The following is a 25,063-nucleotide window of genomic DNA, read 5'->3' as shown; positions in this document are numbered from 1 at the left end:
CTCCCGCGGAGTTGACGGCGCCAATCTGTGGGAGTGACCTGCGGAAACAGGAAACGGGCAGGGGCAACGCCTCCCCCGGCGACTCCGCCACCGGGGTTGCTCCAGTCCACCCGTTCGACGCCTTAGGTCCCCTGTTGTGCCTCCGAAAGCCGCGCACCCGGCAGCAGTCTGCCAGTGCCGGGCCACGGCCTCTTCTGCTTGTGTGCCCGGCACACAAGAATTGGCCGGCTCATATTTCGCGGGCACGGACCTTGGGACACTTCACCGTGATGGCAAGATCCAATTCGCTCCCCTGCACGAATTTGTCCTCGACCGGAGCCCGGGCTCCGATCAAGGACAAAACATGGCCCTAACGGCACGCGTGGTGAGCGGCTACTCGTCGTGTCCCTGGTCCTGGCTCATCGCTCCCTCACCCGGGGGCGTCTCGCCAGGAGGGACTCCGCCTCCTGGTTCCAGGCCTGTGATTTTTTGCTTGACCGGATCGGGGTTGGATGTGGCCCCGGGTTCAACGGTTTCAGATACGGCCGATTCGTCCGACTCCGGCGCCGGTTCGTTCTTTGGGTCGAAGGCTGGTTTGTTGCCCATCGCGGTATTTTCCTGTCTGTCGATGTCGATTTCGGCCTCTGTGGGTCGGGCCGTTGCCTTTCCGGCGTGAGCGTCGGGCTCATCGTGGATATCGGACCATTCGGGATCGTCCGGCTGAAGGTTCAACGGATCAGCTTCGACTTCGCTCCCGTGCGTTTCGGCTTCTGGCTCCCCTCCCGTGGGAAGGCCGTATTTATCCATGGTGCATTCTCCTCGTGGTTTGCCCGCCCGGAGAACGGGCTCAGGGAGTCGACTTGCCGCCGTTGACGTTCAGCGTTTCCCCGACCACGTAGCTGGACTCGGCAGACGCCAGGAAGACGTAGGCAGGGGCCAGTTCGACGGGTTGCCCCGCCCGGCCGAGCGGTACGTTGTGACCGAACTTCGGCAAGGCATCCTTCGGCTGGCCGTCGGAGACCTGCAACGGCGTCCAAATGGGACCGGGGGCCACGGCGTTCACGCGGATGCCGCGAGGTGCCAGTTGCACTGCCAGTCCCTTGGTGAACGCGTTGATCGCCGCCTTCGTCGAGGCGTAGTCCAACAGCGTCGGTGACGGGTCGTAGGCCTGGACCGAGGTCGTGTTGATAATGCTGGCACCGGCCGGGAGGTGCTTGAGGGCTGCGCGGGTGATGGTGAACATGGCCAGGATATTGACCTGGAAAGTCTGCATGACTTGCTCGTCGTCCAGGTCTTCAAGGTTCTCGATGGCAATTTGCTTGCCTGCATTGTTCACCAGAATATCCAATCCGCCCAGTTTCTCCGCAGCCTCGTCGGCCAGCGAGTTGCGGTATTGGGCATCGAGCAGGTCCCCGGCAAGGCCGATGCCAATCCTTCCTTCCGCCTCGATCACCGCGATGATCTTGCGCGCGTCTTCGGCTTCGGCCGGCAGGTAGGCAATGGCAACATCCGCACCTTCCTTGGCGAAGGCGATGGCCACTGCCGCACCGATACCGGAGTCTCCGCCCGTGACCAGTGCCTTGCGACCCTTGAGCCTCCCGGTCCCGACGTAGGACTCCTCACCGTGGTCCGCCAACGGTTCCAGCTTTGCATCAAGCCCGGGTTCGGGTTGGTCCTGTTTGGGCGGTGAGATCCGGGGGTGCCGTTCCACCGGGTTGTCCAGAGAAAGCTGGGCCTCGGAATCGGGAATATTGGGTTCACGCTCATCCATGGGAAATCCTCCTGTCGTCGTGGACTTTGATGCTCGTACGGTTCACGCTAGGGCAAACCCCTTGGGGGTTCAATGAATGCGCACACGCTTGGCCATGGCAGGGCGATGGTCCTCGTGGAGGCAGGCCCGGCTTCCGGCCACCATGTACGCAGGGGCGTTCATTTTGGTCGATTCCCTACTCTTTGTCGGAACCGGAGGCTTCCTCCTGCGTCTCGGAGGAAGCCTCCGACGCGCCCAGATCCTGGTTGATCCCCGGTTGGATCTCTTCTTCCGTCGAAGGCCGATCAACTTCACCGGCGTCGGGCATTTCGTCCTCGTCCGATTCCTGCGGCTGCCCCGTCACGTCGTGCCGATCATTTTCGTGTCGTTCCATGGTCGATCTCCTTGTCTCTTTTTGCGTGGTCTAGAGGGTGCGCTTTTTTTCCACGAGTTTCTGGGTCCAGCGTTTGGTGACGGCCTGGATGACCGATGCGCTGGCGCCGGAGAAGACAGCGAAGGCGAGTACCTTGCCGATCTTTGCCCGTTGCTGGGCCTCTGGGTTGGTGACGTTCGGCGGCTGCTCGCCGGTGGCCCCTTTCCAGATGGCGCCTGAGATCTTTGCCGCGACCAGTCCGGCAATGATCGAGATGCCGATTGCCAGGGCCTTGGTGACCAGTTTCATTTTTTCTCCTTCGTTGTCTGCTTCTGTTTGGCCTCGTTCGGCCTCGTCAGTTCTCGCTGTCCGTGGCCTTGTCCAAGGTGATTTGCCGGCGCTCGTACTCACGCTGGCTGAAGGTCGCCTTCCGCACGGATTCCTCGTTGTCCAAGCTCGATCCGACGGCTCCGGCAATGGTGCCCAGGGATGCCGAAAGCCACGACAAATTCAGGTACTCCCCGAACCCCACCTCATGGCCCAATTCCATGGCCAGGAAGCGGGCATCGATGATGATCAGCGCGCCGGTGAGGATGATGGCAAACAAGACCAGGTACATCAGGAGAATCGCCGAGGCAATGGTCATCAATGTCGCCAGGTTGTAAATGACACGCTTCTCACGGTGGCGATTCCCGACGGGTCGTTCCCAGAGCTTGTTATGCAACACCAGCCACGAACCCATCACCACAACGGAAAGCAGGCTGATGATGGCAAGGCGCTGGGGTGGGAGGTAGTCCGCCATGGTCCAGATGTTGGTGTAGAAAACGCCAAATGCACCCGTAGCCAAGGCCGCGGCCATCGCCGAGGAAAGGCTGGGCACCAGCCTCCACGGTCGGTTGCTGCGCACCATGCCGATGAGCAGCAGCAACCTGCCCATTATGCCCTTGACGGTTTCGAAGGCATCGTCGTCCGTCTTGGCGGCCTCGATCCTTCGCTCAAGGGAAAAGGGGTCCACGGCCGGCAATACCCGCCCGTCGTCCCGCAAGTAGGGATCCCCGACCCCATGCAGGGCCGCGAGTGCCTGGACCACGGCACGCTGCAACCGTTTCTTTCGGACTATCCCCAATGCGGGCAAGACCACAATGGCGGATCCGGAGCCGGCGTTGACGCTGGATGCCAGGGGTTCGCCCCTTTCATACTGTGGCAAGTCCGTCAGGTACACCAAGTAGTCCCAACCGCCCGCTTCGCGCAATTGGCGCGAGTGGGCATTGAGTTCAACCTCGCCGTTACCGGCCAAGGGAAGCGAGAATTCGGCGACTTCCACCTCCCAGCCCGCACCGTTGTCCAAGTCCGATACCAACTGCGCGGGCAGCGAGTCCTTCAGCGACACGGCCAGGGACAGCGGCATTCCGGTGTCAGCTATCAGGCCGACGACGGTCTTGCGGGCCGACTGCGTGGACATCGGGCTACCCTGCGTCGAAGCGGTCTTCGTCCCCCGACGACGCGTCGGATCCCGAGCCGTCCGCTTCAAGGTCACCGGCGTCCGGCTGGGCCGCGCGGGTTCCGTCCTGTCCTTCGGAGGACACGTCACGGGCTGCGGTGTCCCCGGTCCCCGGCTGGACATCGTCAGCTCCCAGCAATTGCTCGGCCAGGTAGTCGGGGTCCTGAAACGGGTCGACGGTGCCGGGGTCCTCGGGCCCGTCGAGGGAGTCCACCTCGGACAACCCATCGGTGCCTGGCCCCGAGGCGTCCTCGGGGTATTCGTCCTCGTGCCCGGAGCTTTGATTCCGTGGTGTCGTTGACATGTGGTGCCTCCTTCGTTGCTTCAGGATTTCACGTGCCTGGTGGCGATGTGGGCGACTTACGTTCCGGACCGGAGGTCCGTTCCAACCGATTTCCCCCGGCCATGTGCCCGCAGCTTCCAACCCAACGTCGCGTTCCCCACGCTACTGTCCTTGTGGGGCCGTGCCAAGGAATCTGCACGTACTGCCATGGTGACAAGGGTCCTTCCCGCTTCGACTGTCGCCCTGGGGTTGGGTTGCCTCCAAGCGATTCGAATGGTTGGCACGTGGCCAAGCGCGCAGTCCTGCTGCCAAGTCACCGTCCGATACGAACCGCCGGCCACCCACGACGCGTCCGTGGTTTCCTCCGACGGGTTGCGAAAAGCTATCCGAGTCCCGACTCGTGACCATATCCTGACGGAACACCACGATTCCACGATGCCCTGTGTGGACGTGATCCACCGGCCGGTGCCTGAACGAAGGAGACAGCTTTCAATGCGGATGCGTAAATGATTCTCGATACCCGCCCAGCAGGCGACCCTTTGCGGATCGCAGTCCTGGCGCACCTGCACCATGCGATCGTCCCGCCCTTTGCCGGCGGCATGGAATCGCACACCGCACACCTGGTTGGGGGCCTCACCGACCGAGGCCACCAGGTCACGCTCTTTGCCAAGACGGGCAGCGAGGCAACATGCCGTGTCGAATCCGTACTGGCTCGCTCCTACATCGTGGAGGGCTATCCTGAAAGCGACGGGCGAAACCGGCAACACCTGATGCTGGACGGCGCCATGGCGCAGGCCACCGGACGGATCCGAGCGGGACGCTTCGACGTCGTCCTGAACAATTCGCTCAGTCCCATACCCCACAGGGACCTGGCCGCAATACCGACCTTGCATGTCCTGCATACCCCGGTCTTGCCGAGACTGGCAGGAATCTTTGGCACCCCGGGGTGGACACCGGACCCGATGCACCGCCACGTCACAGTCTCACACGCCAACGCCCGCGCGTGGCGCCGGTGGCTGCCGGAGATCGACGTTGTCCACAACGGCATCGCCTTGGAAACCTGGCACTCCGACGCGGAGTCGATTCCGGGCACCGCGGCCTGGACCGGGCGCATCACCCCGGAAAAGGGAACCCATCTGGCCATAGCGGCCGCCCGGGCAGCCAACATGAAGCTGAGGATCGCAGGGCCGGTGCAGGACCGGGACTACTTCACCGCCTTGATTGAACCGGAACTGGATGCGGACATCACCTACCTCGGGCACCTTGACCAACGGGACCTGAGCACCATGGTTGCCACGGCCCAGGTGTTCATCTCCTCGCCTTTGTGGGAAGAACCCTTTGGGCTCACCACCCTGGAGGCGATCGCATGCGGCACCCCGGTGGCAGCGCTGCCCTCCGGGGCGATGGCCGAAATCATCACCGCAGACTCCGGGGTCTTGGCCACGGGCCATGACGCCGAGGCGCTTGCAAGGGCTGTCATCCTGGCCAAGGACCTGGAGCGGACGAAGGTGCGGGACAGCGCCCGCACCTTCTCGCTGGATTCCATGATCGATGCCTATGAAGGGCATTTGCGTTCGGTTGCACCCGTGCCGCACCGCGCTTTGGGACGGTTTTCGTGAACTACAGGGTCTCCTACTACGCCCACCACCACGGCACCGGACATTTGCGCCATGCACAGCGGCTGGCGGAGCTGGAGGGAGTGGATTTGCAGGTGGCCAGCACCGGGGAACGCCGCCGCGACCTGCTCTTCGGTGAACTGGACTACGTCGCCTTGCCGGCCGACGCCGGGCCCCTGCAACACCCCGGCAAGATGCGGGCCGGAGACCCGCTGCACTATGCCCCGGTCGGCCCTGGCATCCAAGAGCGCTTTGCCATGCTGAACCGGGCGTGGGCACGGTTTGTCCCGGATGTTGTCATGGTCGATGTATCCGTGGAGGTGGCATTGTTTGCCCGCCTCAGCGGCTATCCCGTCGCCTTCCGCCGCATGCCCGGGGAGCGCCGGGACCGGGCACACGAACTGGCCTACGAGGTAGCCGATGCCATCTTCGGCTATTTTCCCGCAACACTCGAGGATCCCTCCCATCTGGCGGTGTTCGGCAACAAGAGCCACTATCTGGGTGTGCCCGGGTCCCTGCCTGCGCCGAGCGACCCCGCTGCAGCGCCATCGGGCCGCCGTCGAGTGCTGGTGCAGACCTCACTTGCCTCGGCGATTCCGGCACGGCGGTTGGCCGCGGCGGCCGCGGCCTCACCCGAATGGCTATGGGAGGTCGCCGGGGCAGTGGAAGAGGACGGGACGAGGCTGCCGGAAAACCTGCTGCTGCACGGAGTTGTGCCCGACCCCGGCCGGGCGATGGCCGCGGCCGACCTCGTCATCAGCTCAGCGGGCCACAACGCCGTTGCAGCAGCTGCTGCCTCTGGGCGACCGGTCATGCTGGTCCCGGAGGAAAGGCCTCATGGCGAGCAACTCCACTTTGCCCGTGCCCTCGAAGGCGTCGCGGGAATCCCGATGCTTGGATCGTGGGAGGAACCCGCAGACTGGCCGTCCCTGCTGGAACGCGCCGTCGGCACGACCCAAGGTGCCCTGGCCGATGCCCTGTTTGTCAGCCCAGCAAGCTTCGCCGACGCATTGGAGGCGATGCTTGCCGCCTGCCTGAAAGCGGCAGTGGCATGAACCGCGCCTTAGTAGGGGTCGTTGCTGCGGGTCGCCTCGACTTCAGCCGCTTCGGGCTTTCTCATCACATCGATCCGGCTCCCTTCCGGATCCCACCGAATCAGCCCCATTTCTGCGAATGCGCCCAGCCAGCCTTCCATGGGCCAGGTTCCCCAGCGCACGTGGAAGTTCCGGGCGTTGGCAATGATGGCCTCGAAGTGGTTCAGCGGCGGCTTGTGGACGCCGTGGTGCTGGTGGAACAGCGGCTCGGCCACAAAGCACATGGGGATTTCCTGCTTGCGCGCCCTGAAGGCGAAATCGGTGTCCTCGGCACCATAGCCGGTAAAGCCCTCATCGAATCCGCCCATTCGAAAGAAAATCCCGGCCTTGATCGCGAACCCGAGCGACCAGAACATTTCGTGGCGGAAGCGCTCCCCGCCCCCTGCCAGGTTCGCCCGGGCATGGTGGGGGACGGAGGCTCCAAGCAACGCGGCATCATCAATTCCGAAGCCCGCCTGAAGCGGGGCCGGAAGGTACCGGGGCTCAGCCATGGCCAGCACCGGTTCCCCCTCAATGGCGTCCAGGAGTGCGGTGAACAGCGTGTCCGAAGGAATGCAGTCCACGTCCAGGAACACCAGATTCGGGCTGGCCGCCGCGCTTGCGGCAGTGTTGCGGGCCCGGGCCAGCGGCAGGCCGGATTCGCCGGGACGCGAGGTGACATGGTGGATCCGCAGCGGCACGATGCAGGAAACGGGCTCCGGGACCGGCTCATCCATGTAGACGAGCACCACTTCGCAGGGAAGCTCGGCCGAGCGCTCCACGCCTGCCAGCAGGTTGCGCAGGTGTCCGGCCCGCCCGTGGGCGATCACCAGTACCGAAAAATTCCGTGCCTCCACGCTGCCTCCTTGATTGCCGGCCATCGCGCCGCGAAGGCACCGGACATCTTCCGTCGGGTTGCTCCCAGCTTACGTCGACACACCACCGGCCGGCACCGAACCGGTACACATCCAGCAGCGCCGAGGAGGAACGCATGAGCGGCACACCATCCAACCCCGTGGTCAGGGTCGCATCAATTCCGCACGACCAGATCTATATCCGCCACCTTGAGGCCGTCGATTCGTCGGGAGCCGGGGTGTTCCGCCTGCCTGATCCCCCGCCTGTCGACGGCGTGCGATCAGCACAATCCGGATGGTGGCCGCCGGCGATGCTCTCGGCCGACTGGGTACGCGCCAACCATGACTCCTTTGACCTGATGCATGTTCATTTCGGTTTCGACGCCGCGGACCCGGCCCACCTGCGAGAGCTGGTCGCCGAATTGCGGCACTTCGGCAAGCCCTTGGTTTACACGGTTCACGATCTGGTCAACCCGCATCAGCCCGACCCTGCGGCGCATGTTGAATTGCTCGATGTATTGATACCCCACGCGGACAAGCTGATTACGCTCACCGCGGGGGCCGCGCGGGAAATCCGTCGCCGTTGGGGTGCCGAGGCCCAGGTGCTGCCCCACCCCCACGTCGTGGACTTCGGAACCATGGACCGGATCCGCGCCGCCCGTCGGAAGAAAGCAGCGACCGGGATTAAGGGTGGGATGAAGCGGATCGGCGTGCATCTCAAGGGGTTGCGACCCAACATGGACACCGCCATCCTGGATCCGCTGGCCCGCGCCGTGGCCCGGCTCCCCTCCGCGGTGCTCCAGGTCAACATCCATTCCCAGCCCCTGGATCCGGCCAGCGACGAATACCGGCCCGCGCTGGCCGGGAAGCTGCACGACGGCGCGAACCTGGGGCTCTGGGAACTGCGGTCCCACGAGTACTTCAGCGAACCGGAACTCTTCGACTACCTGGCCTCGCTGGATGCCTGTGTCTTGCCCTACCGTTTTGGCACCCACTCCGGTTGGCTCGAAGCGGCCCTTGATGTCGGCACACCGGTGGTCGCGCCCGATTGTGGGCATTATGCGGACCAAGACCCTTCGGTTGCACGATTCAGGACCACACCGACCGGCGCGGATGAAGAATCACTCCTGAACGCGATCCGGGAAGTATTGCGGGCCGAAGACCTGCCCGGCCTTGATGCGGAAGGGCGCCGTCGGCAGCGGCTCGAGATCGCCCGGGCCCACCGGGAGTTGTACGACCTGCTCTTGGACCGGACCCCGGCTGCACGGTAAATGCCGGGGGCCGGCGCCGTCCGGTCCCGCCTACCGGCTGGCGACGGAAGCCGCTTAATCCGCCCGCCCGCGCCCCGGTGAACCCCACGCCAGTGGATCCGAACCATCGACCCGCGCCCAGGCCTTGACATTCACGGAGACCCCGGTCACACTGGATCGTATACGATTTCATACACAACAGGAGGAAACCGTGAGCAGCGACGCTACAGCCACCGAATTGGTCGAGGTCGACCAGTCCATCTTTGACAGGGCCGGCAAGGTCCTTGCGGTCCACCTCTCCTACTCCTCGAGGGCAGCCCAGCGCGGCCGCACCCCTGCTTTCCCGTCGTATTTCATGAAGGCGTCTTCCTCGCTGGCCAGCACGGGCTCCACCGTTGAGCGCCCGGCAGGCACCGAACTGCTTGCCTTCGAGGGCGAGATCGCCTTGGTCATCGGCACCGACGCCCGCCGCGTTACGGTGGAGCAGGCCTGGGGCCACGTCGGATTCGTGACGGCCTCAAACGACCTGGGCGTCTACGACATGAAGTACGCCGACAAGGGATCGAACATCCGCTCCAAGTCCGGCGACGGCTACACCCCGATGGGCCCGGTGCTGCTCCCGGCGGCCTCCCTCAACCCCGACGCCCTGCGCATCCGCACCTGGGTCAACGGCGAGATCGCCCAGGACGCTTCCACGCAGGAACTGATCTTCTCCTTCGCGCAGATCGTCGCCGACCTCTCCCAGCAGATGACGCTGAAGGCCGGAGACGTGATCCTCACCGGGACCCCGGCCGGATCGTCCGTGATCGTGCCTGGCGACGTGGTCGAGGTGCAGGTCGACGACGAGGCCGCGGGCCTGTCCACCGGACGCCTGGCCACCACGGTGGTGGAAGGCACCGAAACCTTCGCGGCCTTCGGCAACCAGCCCAAGATCACCGACGCGGACCGCATCGACGCCTTCGGCACCGCCGCCGACGCAGGCATCGAGACCCCGATCACCGGCAAGGCCGCATTGACCGACGAGGTCAAGGCCAAGCTCATGTCCGTGGCCACCGCGACGATCTCCGGCGCGCTGCGCAAGCGCGGACTGAACAACGTCTCGGTCGACGGACTGCAGGCCACCAAGGGCATGACGAAGGTCATCGGCACCGCCCGCACGCTGCGCTACGTGCCCAACCGCGAGGATCTCTTCAAGACCCACGGCGGCGGCTACAACGCCCAGAAGCGCGTCATCGACGACATCGGCCCGGGCGAGATCCTGGTCATGGAGGCCCGCGGCGAAAAGGGCTCCGGCACCCTGGGCGACATCTTGGCGATGCGCACCCAGGTCCGCGGCGCCGAGGCCATTATCACCGACGGCGGGGTCCGCGACCTCGACGCCGTTGCCGCCCTGGACATCCCCACCTTCCACAACGGCGCGCACCCCGCCGTCCTCGGGCGCAAGCACGTGCCGTGGGACACCGACGTGGCCGTGGGCTGCGGAGGCACCACCATCGTCCCCGGGGACATCGTCATCGCCGACGCCGACGGCATCCTGGTCATCCCGCCGCACCTGGCCGCCGAGATCGCCGAGGAGGTCGTCGAATCCGAACGCCAGGACACCTTCGTGTTCAAGCACGTGTCCAACGGCGCCGAGATCAAGGGCCTGTTCCCGATGAACGCCGACTGGAAGGCCAAGTACAACCAGTGGGTCGCCGACGGCGAACCGGAATTCTAGGACCCGACATGGCCCCCAGCAAATCAGAGTCGGCCTACCGGCTGCTGCACGAGAAAATCACCGAGGGAACCTTCTCCCCCGGCTACCGGCTGGTGCTCGGCACCATTGCCGCGGAGCTTGGCTGTTCGGTGGTTCCGGTGCGCGAGGCCATCCGCCGGCTCGAGGCCGAGGGCCTGGTCACTTTCGAGCGCAACGTCGGGGCCATGGTCGCGGCAGCCGACACCACCCTCTACCTGCACACCATGCAGACCCTGGCCATCATCGAAGGAGCGGCCACCGCGCTGAGCGCCCCGTTCATCGACGAGGACCAGCTGGCAGCGGCCCGGGCCATCAACCAGGCCATGGCCGAGTTGCTGGTCGACTTCAACGCCCCGCGCTTCACCGAACTGAACAACGAATTCCACCAGGTGCTCTACCGCAATTGCCCCAATCCGCACATCCTGGATCTGGTGCACCGCGGCTGGAACCGCCTGGCGGTGATGCGTTCCTCCTCCTTCACCCACATCCCGGGCCGCGCCCGGGAATCGGTGAGGGAACACGCCCGACTCCTGGACCTGATCGAGGCCAAGGCCCCCGCGGCCGAGATCGAGCAGGCCGCCCGGGCCCACCGCACCACCACCCTGAACGCCTACCTGGCGGCGGCCAACCTCCCGGCCTCCCCGCTCTAGGCAGCCACACACATCTTCCATACGACGCCCCCACCCCATCCAGCAAGGAGCCAGTTCATGAGCAAGCACTTCGTTCCCGAGAACCTTCCGACCCACCTGCAGCACTACATCGGCGGCCAGTTCGTCGATTCCATCGGCGGGGAAACCTTCGAGGTCCTGGACCCCGTGACCAACCAGACCTACGCCACCGCCGCCGCCGGCCAGAAGGCCGACATCGATGCAGCCGTCGCCGCCGCCACCGAGGCGTTCAAGAACGGCCCGTGGCCGACGATGAGCGCCCGGGCCCGCGCCAAGGTCCTCTACAAGATCGCCGACGCCGTCGTCGCCCAGGAAGACCGCCTGGCCGAGATGGAAACCTTCGACACCGGCCTGCCGATCACCCAGGCCCGCGGCCAGGCCCAGCGGGCCGCGGAGAACTTCCGCTTCTTCGCCGACCTGATCGTCGCCCAGCACGATACCGCGCTGAAGGTCCCCGGATCGCAGCTGAACTACGTGAACCGCAAGCCGATCGGCGTCGCCGGCCTGATCACCCCGTGGAACACCCCGTTCATGCTTGAGTCCTGGAAGCTCGCCCCCTCGATCGCCTCCGGTTGCACCGTGGTGCTCAAGCCGGCCGAGTTCACCCCGCTCTCCGCCTCGCTGTGGGCCACCATCTTCAAGGAAGCCGGCCTCCCGGACGGCGTCTTCAACCTGGTCAACGGCATCGGCGAGGAAGCAGGCGACGCGCTGGTCAAGCACCCGCGCGTTCCGCTGATCTCCTTCACCGGCGAGTCCTCCACCGGCCAGCTGATCTTCCGCAACTGCGCCGAAAACCTCAAGGGCATGTCCATGGAGCTGGGCGGCAAGTCCCCCGCCATCGTCTTCGCCGACGCGGACTTCGACGCCGCCATCGACTCGACCCTCTTCGGGGTGTTCTCGCTGAACGGCGAGCGCTGCACCGCCGGTTCCCGCATCCTGGTCGAACGCCCGATCTACCAGAAGTTCGTCGAGGCCTATGCCGCCCGCGCCAAGAACATCAAGGTCGGCGACCCGCACGATCCCGAAACCCAGGTCGGCGCGCTGGTCCACCCGGAGCACTACGACAAGGTCATGAGCTACGTGGAAATCGGCAAGACCGAGGGCCGTATCGTGGCCGGCGGCGGACGCCCGGAAAACCTGCCCGAGGGCCAGGAAAACGGCTCCTACGTCGCCCCGACCGTGTTCGTTGACGTCGCCCCGGACGCCCGCATCTTCCAGGAAGAGATCTTCGGACCCGTCGTGGCAATCACCCCCTTCGACACCGACGAAGAGGCCCTGGAACTGGCCAACAACACCCGGTACGGCCTGGCCGCCTACATCTGGACCAACGACCTCAAGCGCTCGCACAACTTCGCGCAGAACGTCGAGGCCGGCATGGTCTGGCTCAACAGCCACAACGTGCGTGACCTGCGCTCCCCCTTCGGCGGCGTGAAGGCCTCGGGCCTGGGCCACGAGGGCGGCTACCGTTCGATCGACTTCTACACCGACCAGCAGGCGGTGCACATCACCCTCGGTGAGGTCCACACCCCCAAGTTCGGCGCCTAACTTCTTCCCCCTCCCCGCTTTTCCAGTTTTTTCCGCAAAGGAGCGAATCATGTCCAACGTCATCCCCAAGCCCTCCGTCCCGGCTCCCGATATCCTGCGCTGCGCGTACATGGAAATCGTGGTCACCGATTTGGCCAAGTCCCGTGCCTTCTACGTGGACCTGCTCGGCCTGCACGTGTCCTACGAGGACGACAAGCAGATCTACCTGCGTTCCTTCGAGGAGTTCATCCACCACAACCTGGTGCTGACCCTCGGCCCGATTGCCGCGGTTGCCGCATTCTCCTACCGCGTGCGCTCCAACGCCGACGTTGACGCCGCCGAGGCGTATTACAAGGAACTGGGCTGCCGCACCGAGCGCCGCACCGAAGGCTTCGTGCGCGGCATCGGCGACTCCGTGCGCGTCGAGGATCCCTTGGGCTTCCCCTACGAGTTCTTCTTCGAGACCGAGCACGTCGAACGCCTGCACATGCGCTACGACCTGTACTCGGCCGGCGAACTGGTCCGCCTTGACCACTTCAACCAGGTCACCCCGGATGTCCCGCAGGGACGGAAGTACCTCGAGGACCTGGGCTTCCGCGTCACCGAGGACATCCAGGACGACCAGGGCGTCACCTACGCCGCCTGGATGCACCGCAAGGGCACCGTGCACGACACCGCCCTGACCGGCGGCGACGGCCCGCGCATGCACCACGTGGCCTTCTCCACCCACGAGAAGCACAACATCATCCAGATCTGCGACAAGATGGGCGCGCTGCGGATGTCGGACCGCATCGAGCGCGGCCCGGGACGCCACGGCGTCTCCAACGCGTTCTACCTCTACATCCTGGATCCCGATGACCACCGCATCGAGATCTACACCCAGGACTACTACACCGGCGACCCGGACAACCCGGTCATCACCTGGGACGTGCACGACAACCAGCGCCGCGACTGGTGGGGCAACCCCGTTGTCCCGTCCTGGTACACCGAGGCCTCCCTGGTCCTGGACCTGGACGGCAAGCCGCAGGACGTCATCCAGCGCACCCACTCCTCGGAGATGGAGGTGACCGTCGGCGCCGACGGCTTCTCCTACACCCGTGCACCGGGTGACGCACTGACCGGCGATCCGGGCGAGGAAGTGGGCTTCAAGATGGGCCACCAGCTCTAGGCCTTCTCCACCCGCATGCGCCCTGGCGCATGAAACGGGCCGGTATCGGCGCGCATCATCATCCGATGGTACGCACCGACACCGGCCCTTCCGTTTTTCCTGCCCTTCGGCTTTTCCCTCGCGCCAGCCGACGCCCCGGGCTCGGGGCGCAGGACGGTGAGGCCCGGCGTCAGTGCCCCACGGAGTAGCGCAGGAAGACCATGCCGTTGTCGAAGCGCCGCTCGTCGAGCAGCTCCAGGGAATGGCGGATGCCCTCGGGGAACATCCGCTTGCCGCCGCCGACGAGCATTGGTGCGACATACACCTGGCACTCGTCGATCAGGTTCGCCCGCCAGGCCTCCGCCGCCAGCCGGGCACCGGAGATGTTCAGGTCCAGGTCCGCCGACGACTTGAGGGAGCGGACCAGCCCGGGGTCGAAGCTGCGCTCGATCCGGGTGCGCCTGGTGGACACGGCCTCCAGCGTGCTCGAGAAGACGACCTTGTCGGCCGCCTGCCAGATCCGGGCGAACTCGGCGTTCCCGGGCGAATCCGCGGCCAGGTCAGGGTCGTTCTCCCAGCCGGTCATCATCTCGTACATGGTCCGCCCATACAGGTAGGTGCCGACCCCGCGCTCGGTGGCGTTGATGAAGTCAAGCACCTCCTCCCCCGGATAGGCCCAGTCGAATACCCCGGCCTCATCGGCGATGTAGCCGTCCAAGGATGCGAGAAACGTGTAGATCAGCCTAGACATGGTGTTCCCCTCGTGCGTGCGGTTGGTGCCCCGGGTGGGGCGGGACGGCGTGAAGCGTGGATCCCACGGTACTCCCGGGCCGGGGCGAAGTCACCGGGCAGGCTTCCGCGGACCCGGGTTGCCCGGGTCTTCACTCCCGCCCCAAACCCGAGCACACTGGATACATGGACAGGCAAGCAGGACCGCAGTTCCAGGACAGGGACCAGGCCGGCGCGCTGTTAGGTGAGCACCTGGTTAAGCGCGGGATGGGTTCCGGGAGCATCGTGCTGGGCCTGCTGCGCGGCGGGATCCCCGTCGCGGCGGCGCTGGCCGCAAGGCTGGGCGCACCGCTCGGCGCGTTGGCCGTGCGCAAGCTGGGAGTGCCGCAACAGGAGGAGGTCGCCTTCGGGGCAGTCGCCTCCTACCGCTCGTGCCGGGGCCGCTACATGGTGCGCACCGTCCACCAGCATGTACTCGGTTCCCGCGCGAAGGCTGTGCTGGAGGAAGTGGAATCCCGCGCCTCAGCGGAACTGGATCGGCTCGCTCGGCGCTTTGCCGATTACGCGCCCGACATTACCGGGGCGAAGGTGGTGTTGTGCGACGACGGGTTGGCCACCGGTGCCACCATGCATGCCGCCGTGGACGTGGTGACTCAGTGCGGGGCCCAGGAGGTCATCGTCGCGGTGCCCGTCGCGCCGCGCATCCTGGCCCGTTCCATGGCCGGTGCCTCTTCAGTCATTTGCCTGCTGGCACCGCGGGAGTTTTCCGCGGTGGGATCCCACTACGAGGATTTTTCGCAGGTTGACGAGGACGCCGTGGAACAGCTGCTGCTCGAGGCCCGCGAGGCGCGCGGGCACCACGACGCCCGGGAGGCCAACTAGCCGGTCCCGGCATCCCGCCGGCATCCCGCCGGCACCCCCGTTGCCCGCGCTGCACGTCCATTGCCTCCGGTGCGAACACGCCGTAGGTTGTTGCCCACCGGTGCACACTCGCCGGCCGGAGCCACCGGCCGCGGACCCGGGTATCCGCTGCATCGAAGGGGAACTCGATGGGGTTGCTTGGTTGGATCGTCCTGGGGCTCATTGTCGGCGCCCTGTTCAAGAACATCATGCCGGGCCGCGCCCACCATGGCTGGACGGCCGCCCTGCTCCTGGGGGTCCTCGGTGCCGTCGCCGGCGGCTGGCTGGGCGCCATGGCCTTCGGCACCGGAATCGGCGAATTCCTGAACCTGCGCACCTGGGTGCCTTCCATCCTGGGCGCCGCGGTGGTGGCCGGGACCTACGGTGTCATCCGCCAGCGCCGGGCCTAGCCCCGGCAATCCCGGCATGGTCCTCGACAACACCCCGTCCCCGTTGTTATCTTTGGCCCATGTTGTCTTTCTTCCTGTAATCCGGTGATGCCCGACCGTGCGCTCCCCCGCAAGTGCGTTCGGTCCGCCGCAGTTCCGCGTCTGTCCGCCCCCCAGGGGGGTCCGTGGACCGCGCGACCCACCGTTATTGATTACAGCGAGCGCGGCCACGCCTGTCCGCCGGCAGCCGGGCCTTGCGCGGAAACACGAGACATCGACCATGCGAACCCAACTTTCCCTTCACGGCCTCAGCTTCTCCCATCCCGGGCACCCGGTGTTCCGCGACCTGGACTTCTCGGTGCGTCCCGGCGAGCGGCTGGGGATTATTGGAGAAAACGGCGCCGGCAAGAGCACCCTGCTGCGGCTGCTCGCGGCCGACCTGGCCCCGGACGCCGGGACCGCCACCCTGCAAGCGGCGGGAGGATTCGGCTACCTGGCGCAGCAGCCGTCCTTCGAACCGGGATGGACCGTCGCGGACTTCCTGGACCATGCCCTGGCCTGGCTCAGGGACCTTGAATCACGGATCGAGGCTGCCGCCGCGCAGCTGGCTCTTGCCTCCGAGGCCCAGCTTCCCCGGGCACTGGCGGAATACGGGCTTCTGGCGGATCTCCACGAGTCCCGGGACGGCGCCGGTGCTCGGCAGCGCCTGGCCGCCGCGGCGCACCGGCTGGGCATCGGCGGCATCGCGGGCGGGCGGCGCTTCGACACGCTGTCCGGCGGGGAACGGTCCAGGCTGGCGCTGGCGGCCACGCTGGCGGCGAATCCGGAGGTGCTGCTGCTCGACGAACCCACCAACAACCTTGACACCGCCGGTCTGGAGTGGCTGGAGCACCGGCTGGCAACCCACCCCGGAACCGTGGTGTTCTGCACGCACGACCGCTTGTTCCTCAAGCGGGTCTCGGATGCGATCCTCGAGCTGGACCGCGGCGTACCCACCCGCCATGCCGGTGGCTACGACGGCTACCTGCGGGCCAAGGCGGCACAGCGCCGGGCCATCATCCTGGCCCGGGAACAATGGCAGGAAAAACTGGAACAGGCAGCCCGCATGGCCGATCGCTCCGAAGGCGCGGTGGCCAAGATCCCCCGGAAAACGGAAAAACCCGGATTCGGCCACGGTGCGTTCCGGGCGCGCGAACGCTCCCACGGATCCTCCGCCGCGCTGCGCCAGGCGAAGACTCGCCTGGCGCAGTTGCGGGCACATGAGGCGCAGCTGCCCCTCGAGCCGCTGCGCTTCACCCCGGATCCCGCGGCCGTGGCCGACTCCGGGGCCGAGGTCGCGCCGCCTGCGGTCGAACTCGTCGGCGTGCACGTTCCGGGGCGCCTCGCCATCGACCACCTGCTGCTGACACCCGGTGAACGGGTCCTGCTCACCGGACCCAACGCCGCCGGCAAGTCGACATTGCTGGACGTCATCGCCGGGGTCCTGGCTCCCCCCTCCGGCACTTGCCGCGTCGGCCGGCCCGTGGGATACCTGCGCCAGGAACCCGACGCCTGGCCCGGGCACTGGATGGCGGCCCAGGGTTTTTGCTTCGGCTCGGGTCGGGACCTCGCCGAGGACTTGGGGCAGCTGCTGTCCCTGGGGCTCTTCCAGCCGGAGGAACTGACCATGCGCATCTCTGAGATGTCCCTGGGGCAGCGGCGCAGGCTCGATGTGGCGCGGCTGTTCGCCAGGCCGGCGGAACTGCTCCTGCTGGACGAACCCACCAACCACCTGTCCCCGGCCCTCGGCGATGACCTGGAACGGGCGCTGGACTCCTTCGGGGGCACCGTCGTGGTGGTCAGCCACGACAGGGCGCTGCGCGCCAGGTTTGCCGGGCGGCGGATCCATCTGGAGGAGGGGTTGCTCGTGGAATAGCGCGGGGAATCGACCGCAGGGTCTGGGTCTGGGCCCATGACCCGCATCCCGTTTCCCGTCATCAGCCGGCCACGTTCAGGCGCGGCAACGTTCCGATGTCCTTGCCGTCCTTGTCGGTGACCCTCAGGGTCTCGCCATCCACCTCCACGGCGGCGGCCCTCGAGAGCCACGTGTCAATCCCCGGGCAGCCAATCAATGTCATGGTCATCTCGTGCAGTTCGAATGCCTGTCCTGATCCCGTCCACGAGCCGGTCAGCGTGTTGCACCCGTCATGCCCGTTGAACCGGCCCTCGGGCGCGAACGACAGCACCGGAGCCCCCTCTGGGGCCCCGCCCCATTGGCCAATGACCGCAGCGTCGGCGTCGCTCCGCTCCGACTCCGCACTCGATGTTTCCTCGGTGGCGGAAGCCGACGGGCCCTGCGCCGGAGGGGTGTTGCTTGCCGGGGGAAGACCGTACGGTCCCACGTCCCGGGACACGGTTGCCTCGGGGTCTTCGGCGCCGGGACCCGTCGAACATGCCGACAGCGCAAAGGCCATCACAGCAATCATGACCAGGGCTCCAGGTCGCTTCATGGTCACATGGTAGCCCCGAAAACCGGCTTTTGGCCTGCAAAGAGGTGGGAAATCGTGGCTTGCTCCCCAAGCCGCCGTGCCGGGGTGCAGACTTAGTGACATGACACCCGAACACATTGCCCCCACCCGCTTCTCGGACCGCACGGCCGCCGGCGAATTCCTGGCGGTCGACCTGCAACGGTACGCCAAGGACCCCAACGCGTTGGTGCTTGGACTGTTGCGCGGCGGGGTCCCGGTGGCGGCAGAGGTCGCCGCAAGGCTGGAGCTTGAACTCGATGTGCTGGCGGTTCGCCGCCTGGTGATGCCCGAACGCACCGACATCGCCTTCGCCGCGTTGGCCGCCCATGGAGAGCACACGTCGCTGAAGTACATCGAGGGCGTTTGGGACTCGGCGCAGCTGCGCTTCGAGAAGGAAATCCTGGACGGGGTGGAGAAGGCGGCCCGGCTGGAGCTGGAGGAGTTGCGTGCCCGGCTCGTGAGCCCGGTCGTCCTGCCGGTCTCCGGACGCACCGTCATCCTCGTCGACGAGGGGATGGCCAGCGGGGCGACCATGTTGGCCGCCGTGGAATTGATGCGCGAGGCCGGTGCCGGGCGTATCGTAGTCGCGGTTCCGGTGGCCCCGGCGGTGGCCCGCAAGGAAGTCGAGCCGCTGGTTGACGAGTTCATCTGCGCCATCACGCCCAGGGTGTTCCACTCCGTCAGCGCCTTCTACTCGCGGTTCGATTCGATCGCCGACTACGAGATCACGGCACTGGTCCCCCGCAGGTAGCCGGGGACGGGCGGCCTTCTGCCGCCGGGACCAAAAAGGGGCCGGCCGGTCCCGCTCCCCAACGGGGAACTGGAACCGGCCGGCCCTTGCTACATGCTGCGCAGGTGCGCGAGAGGACTATTTGCTAGGCTTCCTGGCTTCGGTGCTTGGCATCGTGTGCCGCCTGCAGCTCCGGGTCGATGTCCTCGACGTGCAGGTTGCGGCCCTTGGTCTCGCCCACCCAGATGACTGCCGCCATCGAAATAAGGGTGAGCACCATGATGTAGATGGCAATCGAGCCGGACCAGCCGGTCCTCTGAAGAAGGATCTCGGCGACGGTCGATGCAAAGGCACCGCCGAGGATCGCGCCGAGAGCGTAGCCGATCGAGATGCCCGAGTAGCGGATGTGTGCCGGGAACATTTCGGCGTACATGGCCGACTGCGGGCCATAGGACAGCCCCAGGCCGACCGTCAGGATGAAGATCGAAACACCGTAGAGGAAGACGCTTCGGGTCTCGATCAAAAGGAACATCGGGATCATCCAGACGAAGACGATGCCGTAGCCGATCAGGAAGGTGTTGCGGCGTCCCAAGTGGTCGGAGAGCCAGCCACCGACCAGGGTGAAGATCAGCCAGCCGACGGAGCCGATGGTGGTGGCCAGGAGCACCGGTGCCGTCGGCATCTCCAGCACCCGGGTGGTGTAGGCGATGAAGAAGGCGATGACCAGGTAGCCGGCGGCGTTGTTGGAGATGAAGATCAAGGCTGCCTGGATGACTTCCTTGGTGTTGGTCTGGAAGAGCTGCTTCAGCGGGGTGTGCTCCGAGGCCTTGCGCAGTGCGAGCTGCTTGAAGATCGGGGATTCCTCGACGGCCTTTCGGATCAGGTAGCCAACGACGATCAACACCACAGAGAGCAGGAACGGCACGCGCCAGCCCCAGGCGGCAAACTGTTCCGGGCTCATGGACGTGCGCAGCAGGTACAGCATGCCCGTGGCAATGATCATGCCGATCGGGACACCGATCTGCGGGAAGGCGCCGAAGAAGCCGCGCTTGTTGTTCGGGGCGTGCTCCACAGCCATCAATGCCGCGCCGCCCCATTCGCCGCCGGCGGAGAAACCCTGGATGATGCGCAGGAGCACCAGCAGGATCGGAGCCCACAGGCCGATGGTGGCGTAGGTGGGCAGGAGGCCGATCAGCGCGGTGGCCGCGCCCATCAGGATCAGGGTGGCGACCAGCACGCGCTTGCGTCCGTACTTGTCACCCAGGTGGCCTGCCACAATAGCGCCCAGCGGACGGAAGAGGAAGGAAATGCCGATCATTGCGAAGGCGAGGATCTGCCCCAGGCCCGGGTTGGACACGCTCAACGGCTGCAGGAAGAGCGGCGTCAGCAAGGTCGCGGTGAGCTGGGCAAAGATGAAGAAGTCGTACCACTCAATGGTGGTGCCAACCAATGTGCCGGCAAGGACACGACGTTCCTCGGAACGTTTGCTGCTTGCCGCGAGGGATGAGGAAGCCATGGGAGAACTCCTGCGTTCGGTGCTAGGTGCGGTGGACGAGTGTAGGCATCATACCGACCGTTCGGACGGTAAAGTGCTTTGTCCATGGTAACCCATCATCGTGACTCCGCTCACGTCAATTTGGGTCTCGGCTGTTCCTCCCCTTGCGCGGGGAATGTCCGGCGCCGGATGCGCCGGCAATCCGGCGTCTTGGGCGAAGGCGTTTCCGCGGTGGTTCCTCAATCCTCCCGGCCCAGGAATTCGCGCACTCGCAGGCACATCGGCTCGCGGTCGTAGCTGTTCACCATGGCTCCGGCCATGCGCACGGGATCGCCGAAAAAAAGTATTCATAGAGTGCCTGGCGACCGGAGAATCCGGTGATCGAGGCGTCGTAGGCGAGCTTGAACAGCCGGATCCGCTCGGACCCCGTCAGGGACTTGCCCTGCAGGTATTTGGCGATATCCTCGGTCGCAACCTCCAGGTCCGCTTCGCCGGGCAGCGCCATGAGGCCCGAAGCGCAGAACTTCCGGATGATCTCCGGGAAGCGCTGGGAGATCTTCGGATACCAGTTGCGGGCGGCATTCAGCGTTTCCCAATGCGGCAACAGCACCCCGTCAACGCTGGGGGCCGCCTGCGCCTCGGCCGCGACCACCAGCGCCTTGCCGATCTCGACGTTGCGGATCAGCTCCGCCAGATCCTCCTGGATATGCGCAAAGCCCTCGATGCCAATGGCCCCGGCGATCTCCGAGGCCAGCCCCAGGTAGAACTCGGACTTGGCGACGGTGCGGGTGACGACCTGGTGCCTCATCAACGCGCCGGCTCCGGTGTCGCTATACCAGGCGTTGCAGAGTTCCGGGCGCCCCAGCATGAAGATGCGCTCATTGGGGATGAACACCTCGTCGAACACCACCACCGCGTCGATCTCGTCGAAGCGGGCGGCCAGCGGCTCGTCATGCGTGTTGCCGCCGTTGTGCAGCCCGGTGCGGCAGAGGTAGCGCAACCCGGGCGCGTCGTTGGCCACGGCCACGGCAAAGGAATAGGGAGCGTCCTCGGGGGTGCCGCGCAGCACGGTGGAGGGAAAAACCAGAAGCTCGTCGGCGATCGGGGCGACGGTGGCGAGCATCCGGGCACCGCTGATGACAATGCCGTCCGCCCGTTCCTCGACAATGCGCGCGGTGAGTTGGCCACCGAGCTGCTCGGACCCGGAGACCGAACGGTTGACTTGGGGTGGGATCAGGGTGTGCGTGGCCAAGAGGTCGTTCTCGCGGGCGTATTCGTAGTAGGCCTCGATGCGCTCCCCGAAGACCGGGTCGCCCTGTGCGAAGAACGTCTTGGCGGTGGACAGGGCGGTGAGGGCGGCGTTCATGTAGTCGGCGGTCCGGCCCAGGAAGCCGTTGGAATACTCGGACCAGGTGGCTGTCGCCGCCCGCCGCCGGGCCAGGTCCTGCGGCGTGCGCGGCACCAGGAAAGAGGCATTGACCAGGTCCCCGGTGGTGGGCGATTCGTAGGTCAGCGCGTCCCGGTGGGCCGGGTCGTGTTGCATGTCAAAGAGTTTCGCGTAAGTGAGCGCCAGCTGCCTGAAGGCCGGGTGCCGGGTGAGGTTTTCGGAGACCACCTCCCCGTCGATGACCAGGTGCGGACGCATCGCGTCCAGCTTGGCCAGGAACTGCGCCCCGGTTCTGATTCCCATGTTCAAGACCCCTCTTGAGTAGTGGCGGTGCTTCCGGATCGGCGGTGGACTAGAGCAGTTCCTCGACGCCCAGGTGGCGTTCGGGGATGGTGGTGAAGGACCCATTGGCGAAGGCCAGCGCGTCGCCGCGGCGGTAGTTGAAGTTGCGGACCTCGCCCAGATAGAGCGTGTGGTCACCACCGTCGTAGGCGGCCCACGGTGCGCAGGAGAAGTAGGCGAGCACGCCGGCGAGCCGCGGGGCCGTGGCCCCCTCGATCCAGACCGGATCGTGGCTCGGGCGGCCGGCGAAATGCAGGGCAAGGTCCATCTGCTCGGCGCCGAGGATGTTCACCGTGAACGACCGGTTGGCCAGCTCATCGTGGGCCTTCGTGGACCGGGCAATGGAAACCAGCACCAGGGGCGGGTCCATGGAGACAGAGGTGAACGAATTCACCGTGATCCCGTGGCGCTTGCTTTGTCCGTCAAAGGTCACAATGGCCACGCCGGTGGCAAAACGACCCAGGCTGCCGCGGAAATGTGGCAACGTGGAGGCATCGATCCGGCGCGGAACGCCACCCTCGGCAATTTCGTCCTTGCCCGGGACGATCATGGCGTGCTCCTGCTTCCCATTCCCGCCGGCCCCTCGCATTCACGCGGCAAATGTTCTAATATCGAACGAGCAGTTCCAATAAAGAATAGTATTTGCACCATAACCCAGCGCGGGTTGACCCACAACCCCCACGGGCAGCGCCACGCGGCGCCAACCCACCGAAGGACGGCACCGGCCCCCATGACCGCCACCAGCACCACCGCACCGGCATCACAAACACTCTCCCGCGGCATCCGCATGCTGGAGATCCTTGCCGAGGCCAACGGGCCCATGACCATTGCCGAGCTCGCCGAGGATCTTGGCGTGCACCGCTCGATCGCCTACCGGATCCTGCGCACCCTGGAATCCCACCGACTGGTCACCCGCGACGAGTCCGGCCGGGTGCACGGCGCCCCGGGTCTTGCCGTGCTGGCAAGCAGCGTGCAACGGGACCTGCAGAGCGCGGCGCTTCCGGAGCTGACGCTCCTGGCCAATGAGTTGAAGATGTGCGCCTTCATTGCCGTGTGGGACCAGCCCGACTGCACCACGCTGGTCACGGTGGAGCCGCGCCACGTGCACGCCGCGGTGGTGCAGCGCCCGGGCTCCCGCCATCCCTTCGGGCACGGGGCCCCGGGCATTGCCATGCAGTCAACGCTCACCGAGGAGCAGTGGGCGGCGCTGAAGCACGAAACACCGTACCGGAAGATCGCCTCCGAGGCCCGTGCCCTGGGCTACGCCACCAGCATCGACGAGGTCATTCCCGGTCTGTCCTCGGTGGCGGCGCCCGTCACGGTGCCGGGGCAGCTGCCGGCGGCGGTTGCCGTCGTCTACAGCACCGGGTCCCGGCAAAACGAGGTTGCCGCCATCGGTGAACGGTTGAAGGCCGCTGCCCGCGCCATCGAAGCCGAGCTCGGCTGACACCAAGGGGCCCACGACGGAGGGTGGTGGTTCGGAAGGATTTTCCATCCGAAACACCACCCTCTTTTTCGTTTACGGCTCCGGTCCTAGGAACGCGGGCCGGTGCCGCGCATCATCGACCTGCGTTGGGCCGCGCGCAGGATCGCCATGGCAACGCCGGCGAGCAGGAGCAGTCCGGCCGCGCCTGCGGCCACTGCATACGCACCCGCATAGCCGTACGCATCGGCCAGCAGTCCGGCCAGGGAGTTGCCGATCGCGGTGCCCACCACGATGCCGGAAGACAGCAGGGTCATCACCGTGGAGAGGCGTGCCCGCGGCGCGATTTCCCCACCGAGGGTGAAGATGGTGACCAGGACCGGGCCAACCGGGATGCCCACCACCAGCAGTGCGGCGATCATCGGGCCCAGTTCCCCGGGCAGTTGCAGCGCCAGGGCCGCCGGGACCATGAAGATCGACGCAGCAAGCCAGCGGCTGGCCTGCGGCCACCCGCTGGGCCAGAACGCCACCGAGAGCGCGGCAATGGCGGAGGTGAACCCGACCGCCGCGTACAGCAGTCCGCCGATGTTCGCGTTGCCCAAGGCCCCGGCGAATGCCAGGGTGCCGGCGGCGCTGGAACCGAAGAAGGTGCCCATGCCGATCATCCCGATGACCGCGAAGGAGATTCCGGTCAGCTGGTGCGCGGTGAGCCTGACTTTCACGGCGTTCTTCACCGCCGGCACGACGGCCTTTTCGGTGCGGTGCACGGCAAAGAGCGGCACCAGCACCAGGGTCAGCACCGCGGCGATGGCCAGCGGGAGCCAGGGGGCGACCAGTGCGGCGAAGAGTCCCACGGCTGCCGGGCCGAGCACGAAGCCCAGCTCGTCGACCATCGACTCGTAGCTCAGCGCTGCCGAAAGTTCGCGTCCACCGGTGTCTCGCTTTCGGGTCAGCGCCATCCAGCGCACGCGGGCCAACGGTCCGACCTGCGGGCCGGAGGCCCCAGCGAGGACCGCCAGAAGCACGATGACACCCAACGGCGCCAGCTCTCCGGCACCGCCGAACCACAGCAGTGCGGTGATGAAGATTGTCTGGAGCACGGCGACGGGCAGCAGCACGCGGCGCTGGCCCAGGCGGTCGGAGAGATAGCCGATGGTAGGGCCACCCACTGCCGAGCCGAGACCCACCATGGCGGCGGCCATGCCGCCGGCGGCATAGGAGCCAGTCGAATCGATCAGCAGGGTCATCGAGCCGATGGTCAGCATGGCAAGGGGCAGGCGGGCAAAGAAGCCCAGCGGGAAAAAGGCCCAGCCGACGAGCGGGGGAAGCGCCGCATAGGGCGAAGGGGCAGTGGACTTGTTGGGAACAGTGTTGGTCATGGCGATGCCGGGTACTCCACTTACATGCG

25 protein-coding genes are annotated in these 25,063 nt (G+C 66.1%); 12 read left to right on the top strand and 13 right to left on the bottom strand.

Annotated features, from left to right (window positions below):
* Positions 1-372 precede the first annotated feature (372 nt).
* The 6 genes from Q2T94_RS20595 to Q2T94_RS16325 all read right to left on the bottom strand — a co-directional run bounded on the left by Q2T94_RS20595 (position 373) and on the right by Q2T94_RS16325 (position 3,907).
* On the bottom strand, positions 373-786 hold the full coding sequence (locus Q2T94_RS20595; RefSeq protein ID WP_367281553.1) for a DUF6480 family protein: 414 nt from the start codon (positions 784-786) through the stop codon (positions 373-375).
* 40 nt (positions 787-826) lie between these two features.
* A complete protein-coding gene (locus Q2T94_RS16345; protein WP_302265757.1) occupies positions 827-1,750 on the bottom strand; it encodes an SDR family oxidoreductase in 924 nt (307 codons plus the stop codon).
* 175 nt (positions 1,751-1,925) lie between these two features.
* A complete protein-coding gene (locus Q2T94_RS16340) occupies positions 1,926-2,123 on the bottom strand; it encodes a hypothetical protein (protein WP_264269331.1) in 198 nt (65 codons plus the stop codon).
* Between the two features lie 30 nt (positions 2,124-2,153).
* Positions 2,154-2,411 (bottom strand): DUF4235 domain-containing protein, encoded by a 258-nt coding sequence (locus tag Q2T94_RS16335; protein WP_302265756.1) that lies wholly within the window; start codon positions 2,409-2,411, stop codon positions 2,154-2,156.
* 46 nt (positions 2,412-2,457) lie between these two features.
* The gene (locus tag Q2T94_RS16330; protein WP_302265754.1) at positions 2,458-3,564 is read right to left on the bottom strand and encodes a hypothetical protein; all 1,107 of its coding nucleotides are present in this window, start codon (positions 3,562-3,564) and stop codon (positions 2,458-2,460) included.
* A gap of 4 nt (positions 3,565-3,568) precedes the next feature.
* Positions 3,569-3,907: a hypothetical protein gene (locus Q2T94_RS16325; RefSeq protein ID WP_302265753.1), complete on the bottom strand. Its 339-nt coding sequence runs from the start codon at positions 3,905-3,907 to the stop codon at positions 3,569-3,571.
* A gap of 485 nt (positions 3,908-4,392) precedes the next feature.
* On the opposite strand from Q2T94_RS16325, the gene Q2T94_RS16320 reads away from it, so the two are divergent.
* Both Q2T94_RS16320 and Q2T94_RS16315 read left to right on the top strand, forming a co-directional pair.
* Positions 4,393-5,505: a glycosyltransferase gene (locus Q2T94_RS16320; RefSeq protein WP_302265752.1), complete on the top strand. Its 1,113-nt coding sequence runs from the start codon at positions 4,393-4,395 to the stop codon at positions 5,503-5,505.
* Complete coding sequence (locus tag Q2T94_RS16315; RefSeq protein WP_302265750.1) at positions 5,502-6,557, top strand: glycosyltransferase; 1,056 nt, start codon at positions 5,502-5,504, stop codon at positions 6,555-6,557. The genes Q2T94_RS16320 and Q2T94_RS16315 overlap by 4 nt, the downstream gene beginning before the upstream one ends.
* Before the next feature lie 8 nt (positions 6,558-6,565).
* Here the strand turns inward: Q2T94_RS16315 and Q2T94_RS16310 are convergent, their stop codons facing one another.
* A complete protein-coding gene (locus Q2T94_RS16310) occupies positions 6,566-7,432 on the bottom strand; it encodes a glycosyltransferase family 2 protein (protein ID WP_302265749.1) in 867 nt (288 codons plus the stop codon).
* Between the two features lie 134 nt (positions 7,433-7,566).
* On the opposite strand from Q2T94_RS16310, the gene Q2T94_RS16305 reads away from it, so the two are divergent.
* The 5 genes from Q2T94_RS16305 (at position 7,567) to hpaD (ending at position 13,774) form a co-directional block, all read left to right on the top strand.
* On the top strand, positions 7,567-8,700 hold the full coding sequence (locus Q2T94_RS16305; protein WP_302265748.1) for a glycosyltransferase: 1,134 nt from the start codon (positions 7,567-7,569) through the stop codon (positions 8,698-8,700).
* A 190-nt stretch (positions 8,701-8,890) separates the two neighbouring features.
* Entirely contained in the window at positions 8,891-10,396 is a 1,506-nt protein-coding gene (locus Q2T94_RS16300; RefSeq protein WP_302265746.1) for a fumarylacetoacetate hydrolase family protein, read from the top strand.
* 8 nt (positions 10,397-10,404) lie between these two features.
* On the top strand, positions 10,405-11,064 hold the full coding sequence (locus Q2T94_RS16295) for a GntR family transcriptional regulator (RefSeq protein ID WP_264269322.1): 660 nt from the start codon (positions 10,405-10,407) through the stop codon (positions 11,062-11,064).
* 57 nt (positions 11,065-11,121) lie between these two features.
* The gene (hpaE, locus tag Q2T94_RS16290; RefSeq protein ID WP_302265744.1) at positions 11,122-12,627 is read left to right on the top strand and encodes a 5-carboxymethyl-2-hydroxymuconate semialdehyde dehydrogenase; all 1,506 of its coding nucleotides are present in this window, start codon (positions 11,122-11,124) and stop codon (positions 12,625-12,627) included.
* Between the two features lie 49 nt (positions 12,628-12,676).
* Complete coding sequence (gene hpaD, locus Q2T94_RS16285; RefSeq protein ID WP_264269320.1) at positions 12,677-13,774, top strand: 3,4-dihydroxyphenylacetate 2,3-dioxygenase; 1,098 nt, start codon at positions 12,677-12,679, stop codon at positions 13,772-13,774.
* A gap of 169 nt (positions 13,775-13,943) precedes the next feature.
* Here hpaD and Q2T94_RS16280 read toward each other — a convergent pair whose 3' ends face one another.
* Positions 13,944-14,504 (bottom strand): dihydrofolate reductase family protein, encoded by a 561-nt coding sequence (locus Q2T94_RS16280; protein WP_264269319.1) that lies wholly within the window; start codon positions 14,502-14,504, stop codon positions 13,944-13,946.
* A 164-nt stretch (positions 14,505-14,668) separates the two neighbouring features.
* On the opposite strand from Q2T94_RS16280, the gene Q2T94_RS16275 reads away from it, so the two are divergent.
* The 3 genes from Q2T94_RS16275 (at position 14,669) to Q2T94_RS16265 (ending at position 17,686) form a co-directional block, all read left to right on the top strand.
* Positions 14,669-15,364, top strand: coding sequence for a phosphoribosyltransferase (locus Q2T94_RS16275; protein WP_302265740.1), 696 nt, complete (start codon positions 14,669-14,671; stop codon positions 15,362-15,364).
* Between the two features lie 167 nt (positions 15,365-15,531).
* Entirely contained in the window at positions 15,532-15,792 is a 261-nt protein-coding gene (locus tag Q2T94_RS16270; protein ID WP_302265738.1) for a GlsB/YeaQ/YmgE family stress response membrane protein, read from the top strand.
* Positions 15,793-16,051: 259 nt separating this feature from the next.
* Entirely contained in the window at positions 16,052-17,686 is a 1,635-nt protein-coding gene (locus tag Q2T94_RS16265) for an ABC-F family ATP-binding cassette domain-containing protein (RefSeq protein WP_302265736.1), read from the top strand.
* A 61-nt stretch (positions 17,687-17,747) separates the two neighbouring features.
* Here the strand turns inward: Q2T94_RS16265 and Q2T94_RS16260 are convergent, their stop codons facing one another.
* Positions 17,748-18,236, bottom strand: coding sequence for an META domain-containing protein (locus Q2T94_RS16260; RefSeq protein WP_302265734.1), 489 nt, complete (start codon positions 18,234-18,236; stop codon positions 17,748-17,750).
* Between the two features lie 124 nt (positions 18,237-18,360).
* On the opposite strand from Q2T94_RS16260, the gene Q2T94_RS16255 reads away from it, so the two are divergent.
* Complete coding sequence (locus tag Q2T94_RS16255) at positions 18,361-19,029, top strand: phosphoribosyltransferase (protein WP_264269314.1); 669 nt, start codon at positions 18,361-18,363, stop codon at positions 19,027-19,029.
* A 124-nt stretch (positions 19,030-19,153) separates the two neighbouring features.
* Here Q2T94_RS16255 and Q2T94_RS16250 read toward each other — a convergent pair whose 3' ends face one another.
* The 3 genes from Q2T94_RS16250 to Q2T94_RS16240 form a co-directional block, all read right to left on the bottom strand.
* On the bottom strand, positions 19,154-20,524 hold the full coding sequence (locus Q2T94_RS16250; RefSeq protein WP_302265732.1) for an MFS transporter: 1,371 nt from the start codon (positions 20,522-20,524) through the stop codon (positions 19,154-19,156).
* A 280-nt stretch (positions 20,525-20,804) separates the two neighbouring features.
* Positions 20,805-22,193 (bottom strand): 4-hydroxyphenylacetate 3-monooxygenase, oxygenase component, encoded by a 1,389-nt coding sequence (gene hpaB / locus Q2T94_RS16245; protein WP_302265730.1) that lies wholly within the window; start codon positions 22,191-22,193, stop codon positions 20,805-20,807.
* A gap of 49 nt (positions 22,194-22,242) precedes the next feature.
* On the bottom strand, positions 22,243-22,782 hold the full coding sequence (locus Q2T94_RS16240; protein ID WP_264269311.1) for a flavin reductase family protein: 540 nt from the start codon (positions 22,780-22,782) through the stop codon (positions 22,243-22,245).
* A 180-nt stretch (positions 22,783-22,962) separates the two neighbouring features.
* Here Q2T94_RS16240 and Q2T94_RS16235 point away from each other — a divergent pair, with 180 nt between their 5' ends.
* Positions 22,963-23,679: an IclR family transcriptional regulator gene (locus tag Q2T94_RS16235; protein ID WP_302265728.1), complete on the top strand. Its 717-nt coding sequence runs from the start codon at positions 22,963-22,965 to the stop codon at positions 23,677-23,679.
* 86 nt (positions 23,680-23,765) lie between these two features.
* Here the strand turns inward: Q2T94_RS16235 and Q2T94_RS16230 are convergent, their stop codons facing one another.
* Positions 23,766-25,034 (bottom strand): MFS transporter, encoded by a 1,269-nt coding sequence (locus tag Q2T94_RS16230; RefSeq protein ID WP_302265726.1) that lies wholly within the window; start codon positions 25,032-25,034, stop codon positions 23,766-23,768.
* Positions 25,035-25,063 lie beyond the last annotated feature (29 nt).

It is taken from the genome of Paeniglutamicibacter sulfureus (assembly GCF_030512175.1).
GTDB classification, from domain to species: Bacteria; Actinomycetota; Actinomycetes; order Actinomycetales; family Micrococcaceae; genus Paeniglutamicibacter; species Paeniglutamicibacter sulfureus.
This window is presented reverse-complemented; position numbering and strand designations above follow the sequence as displayed.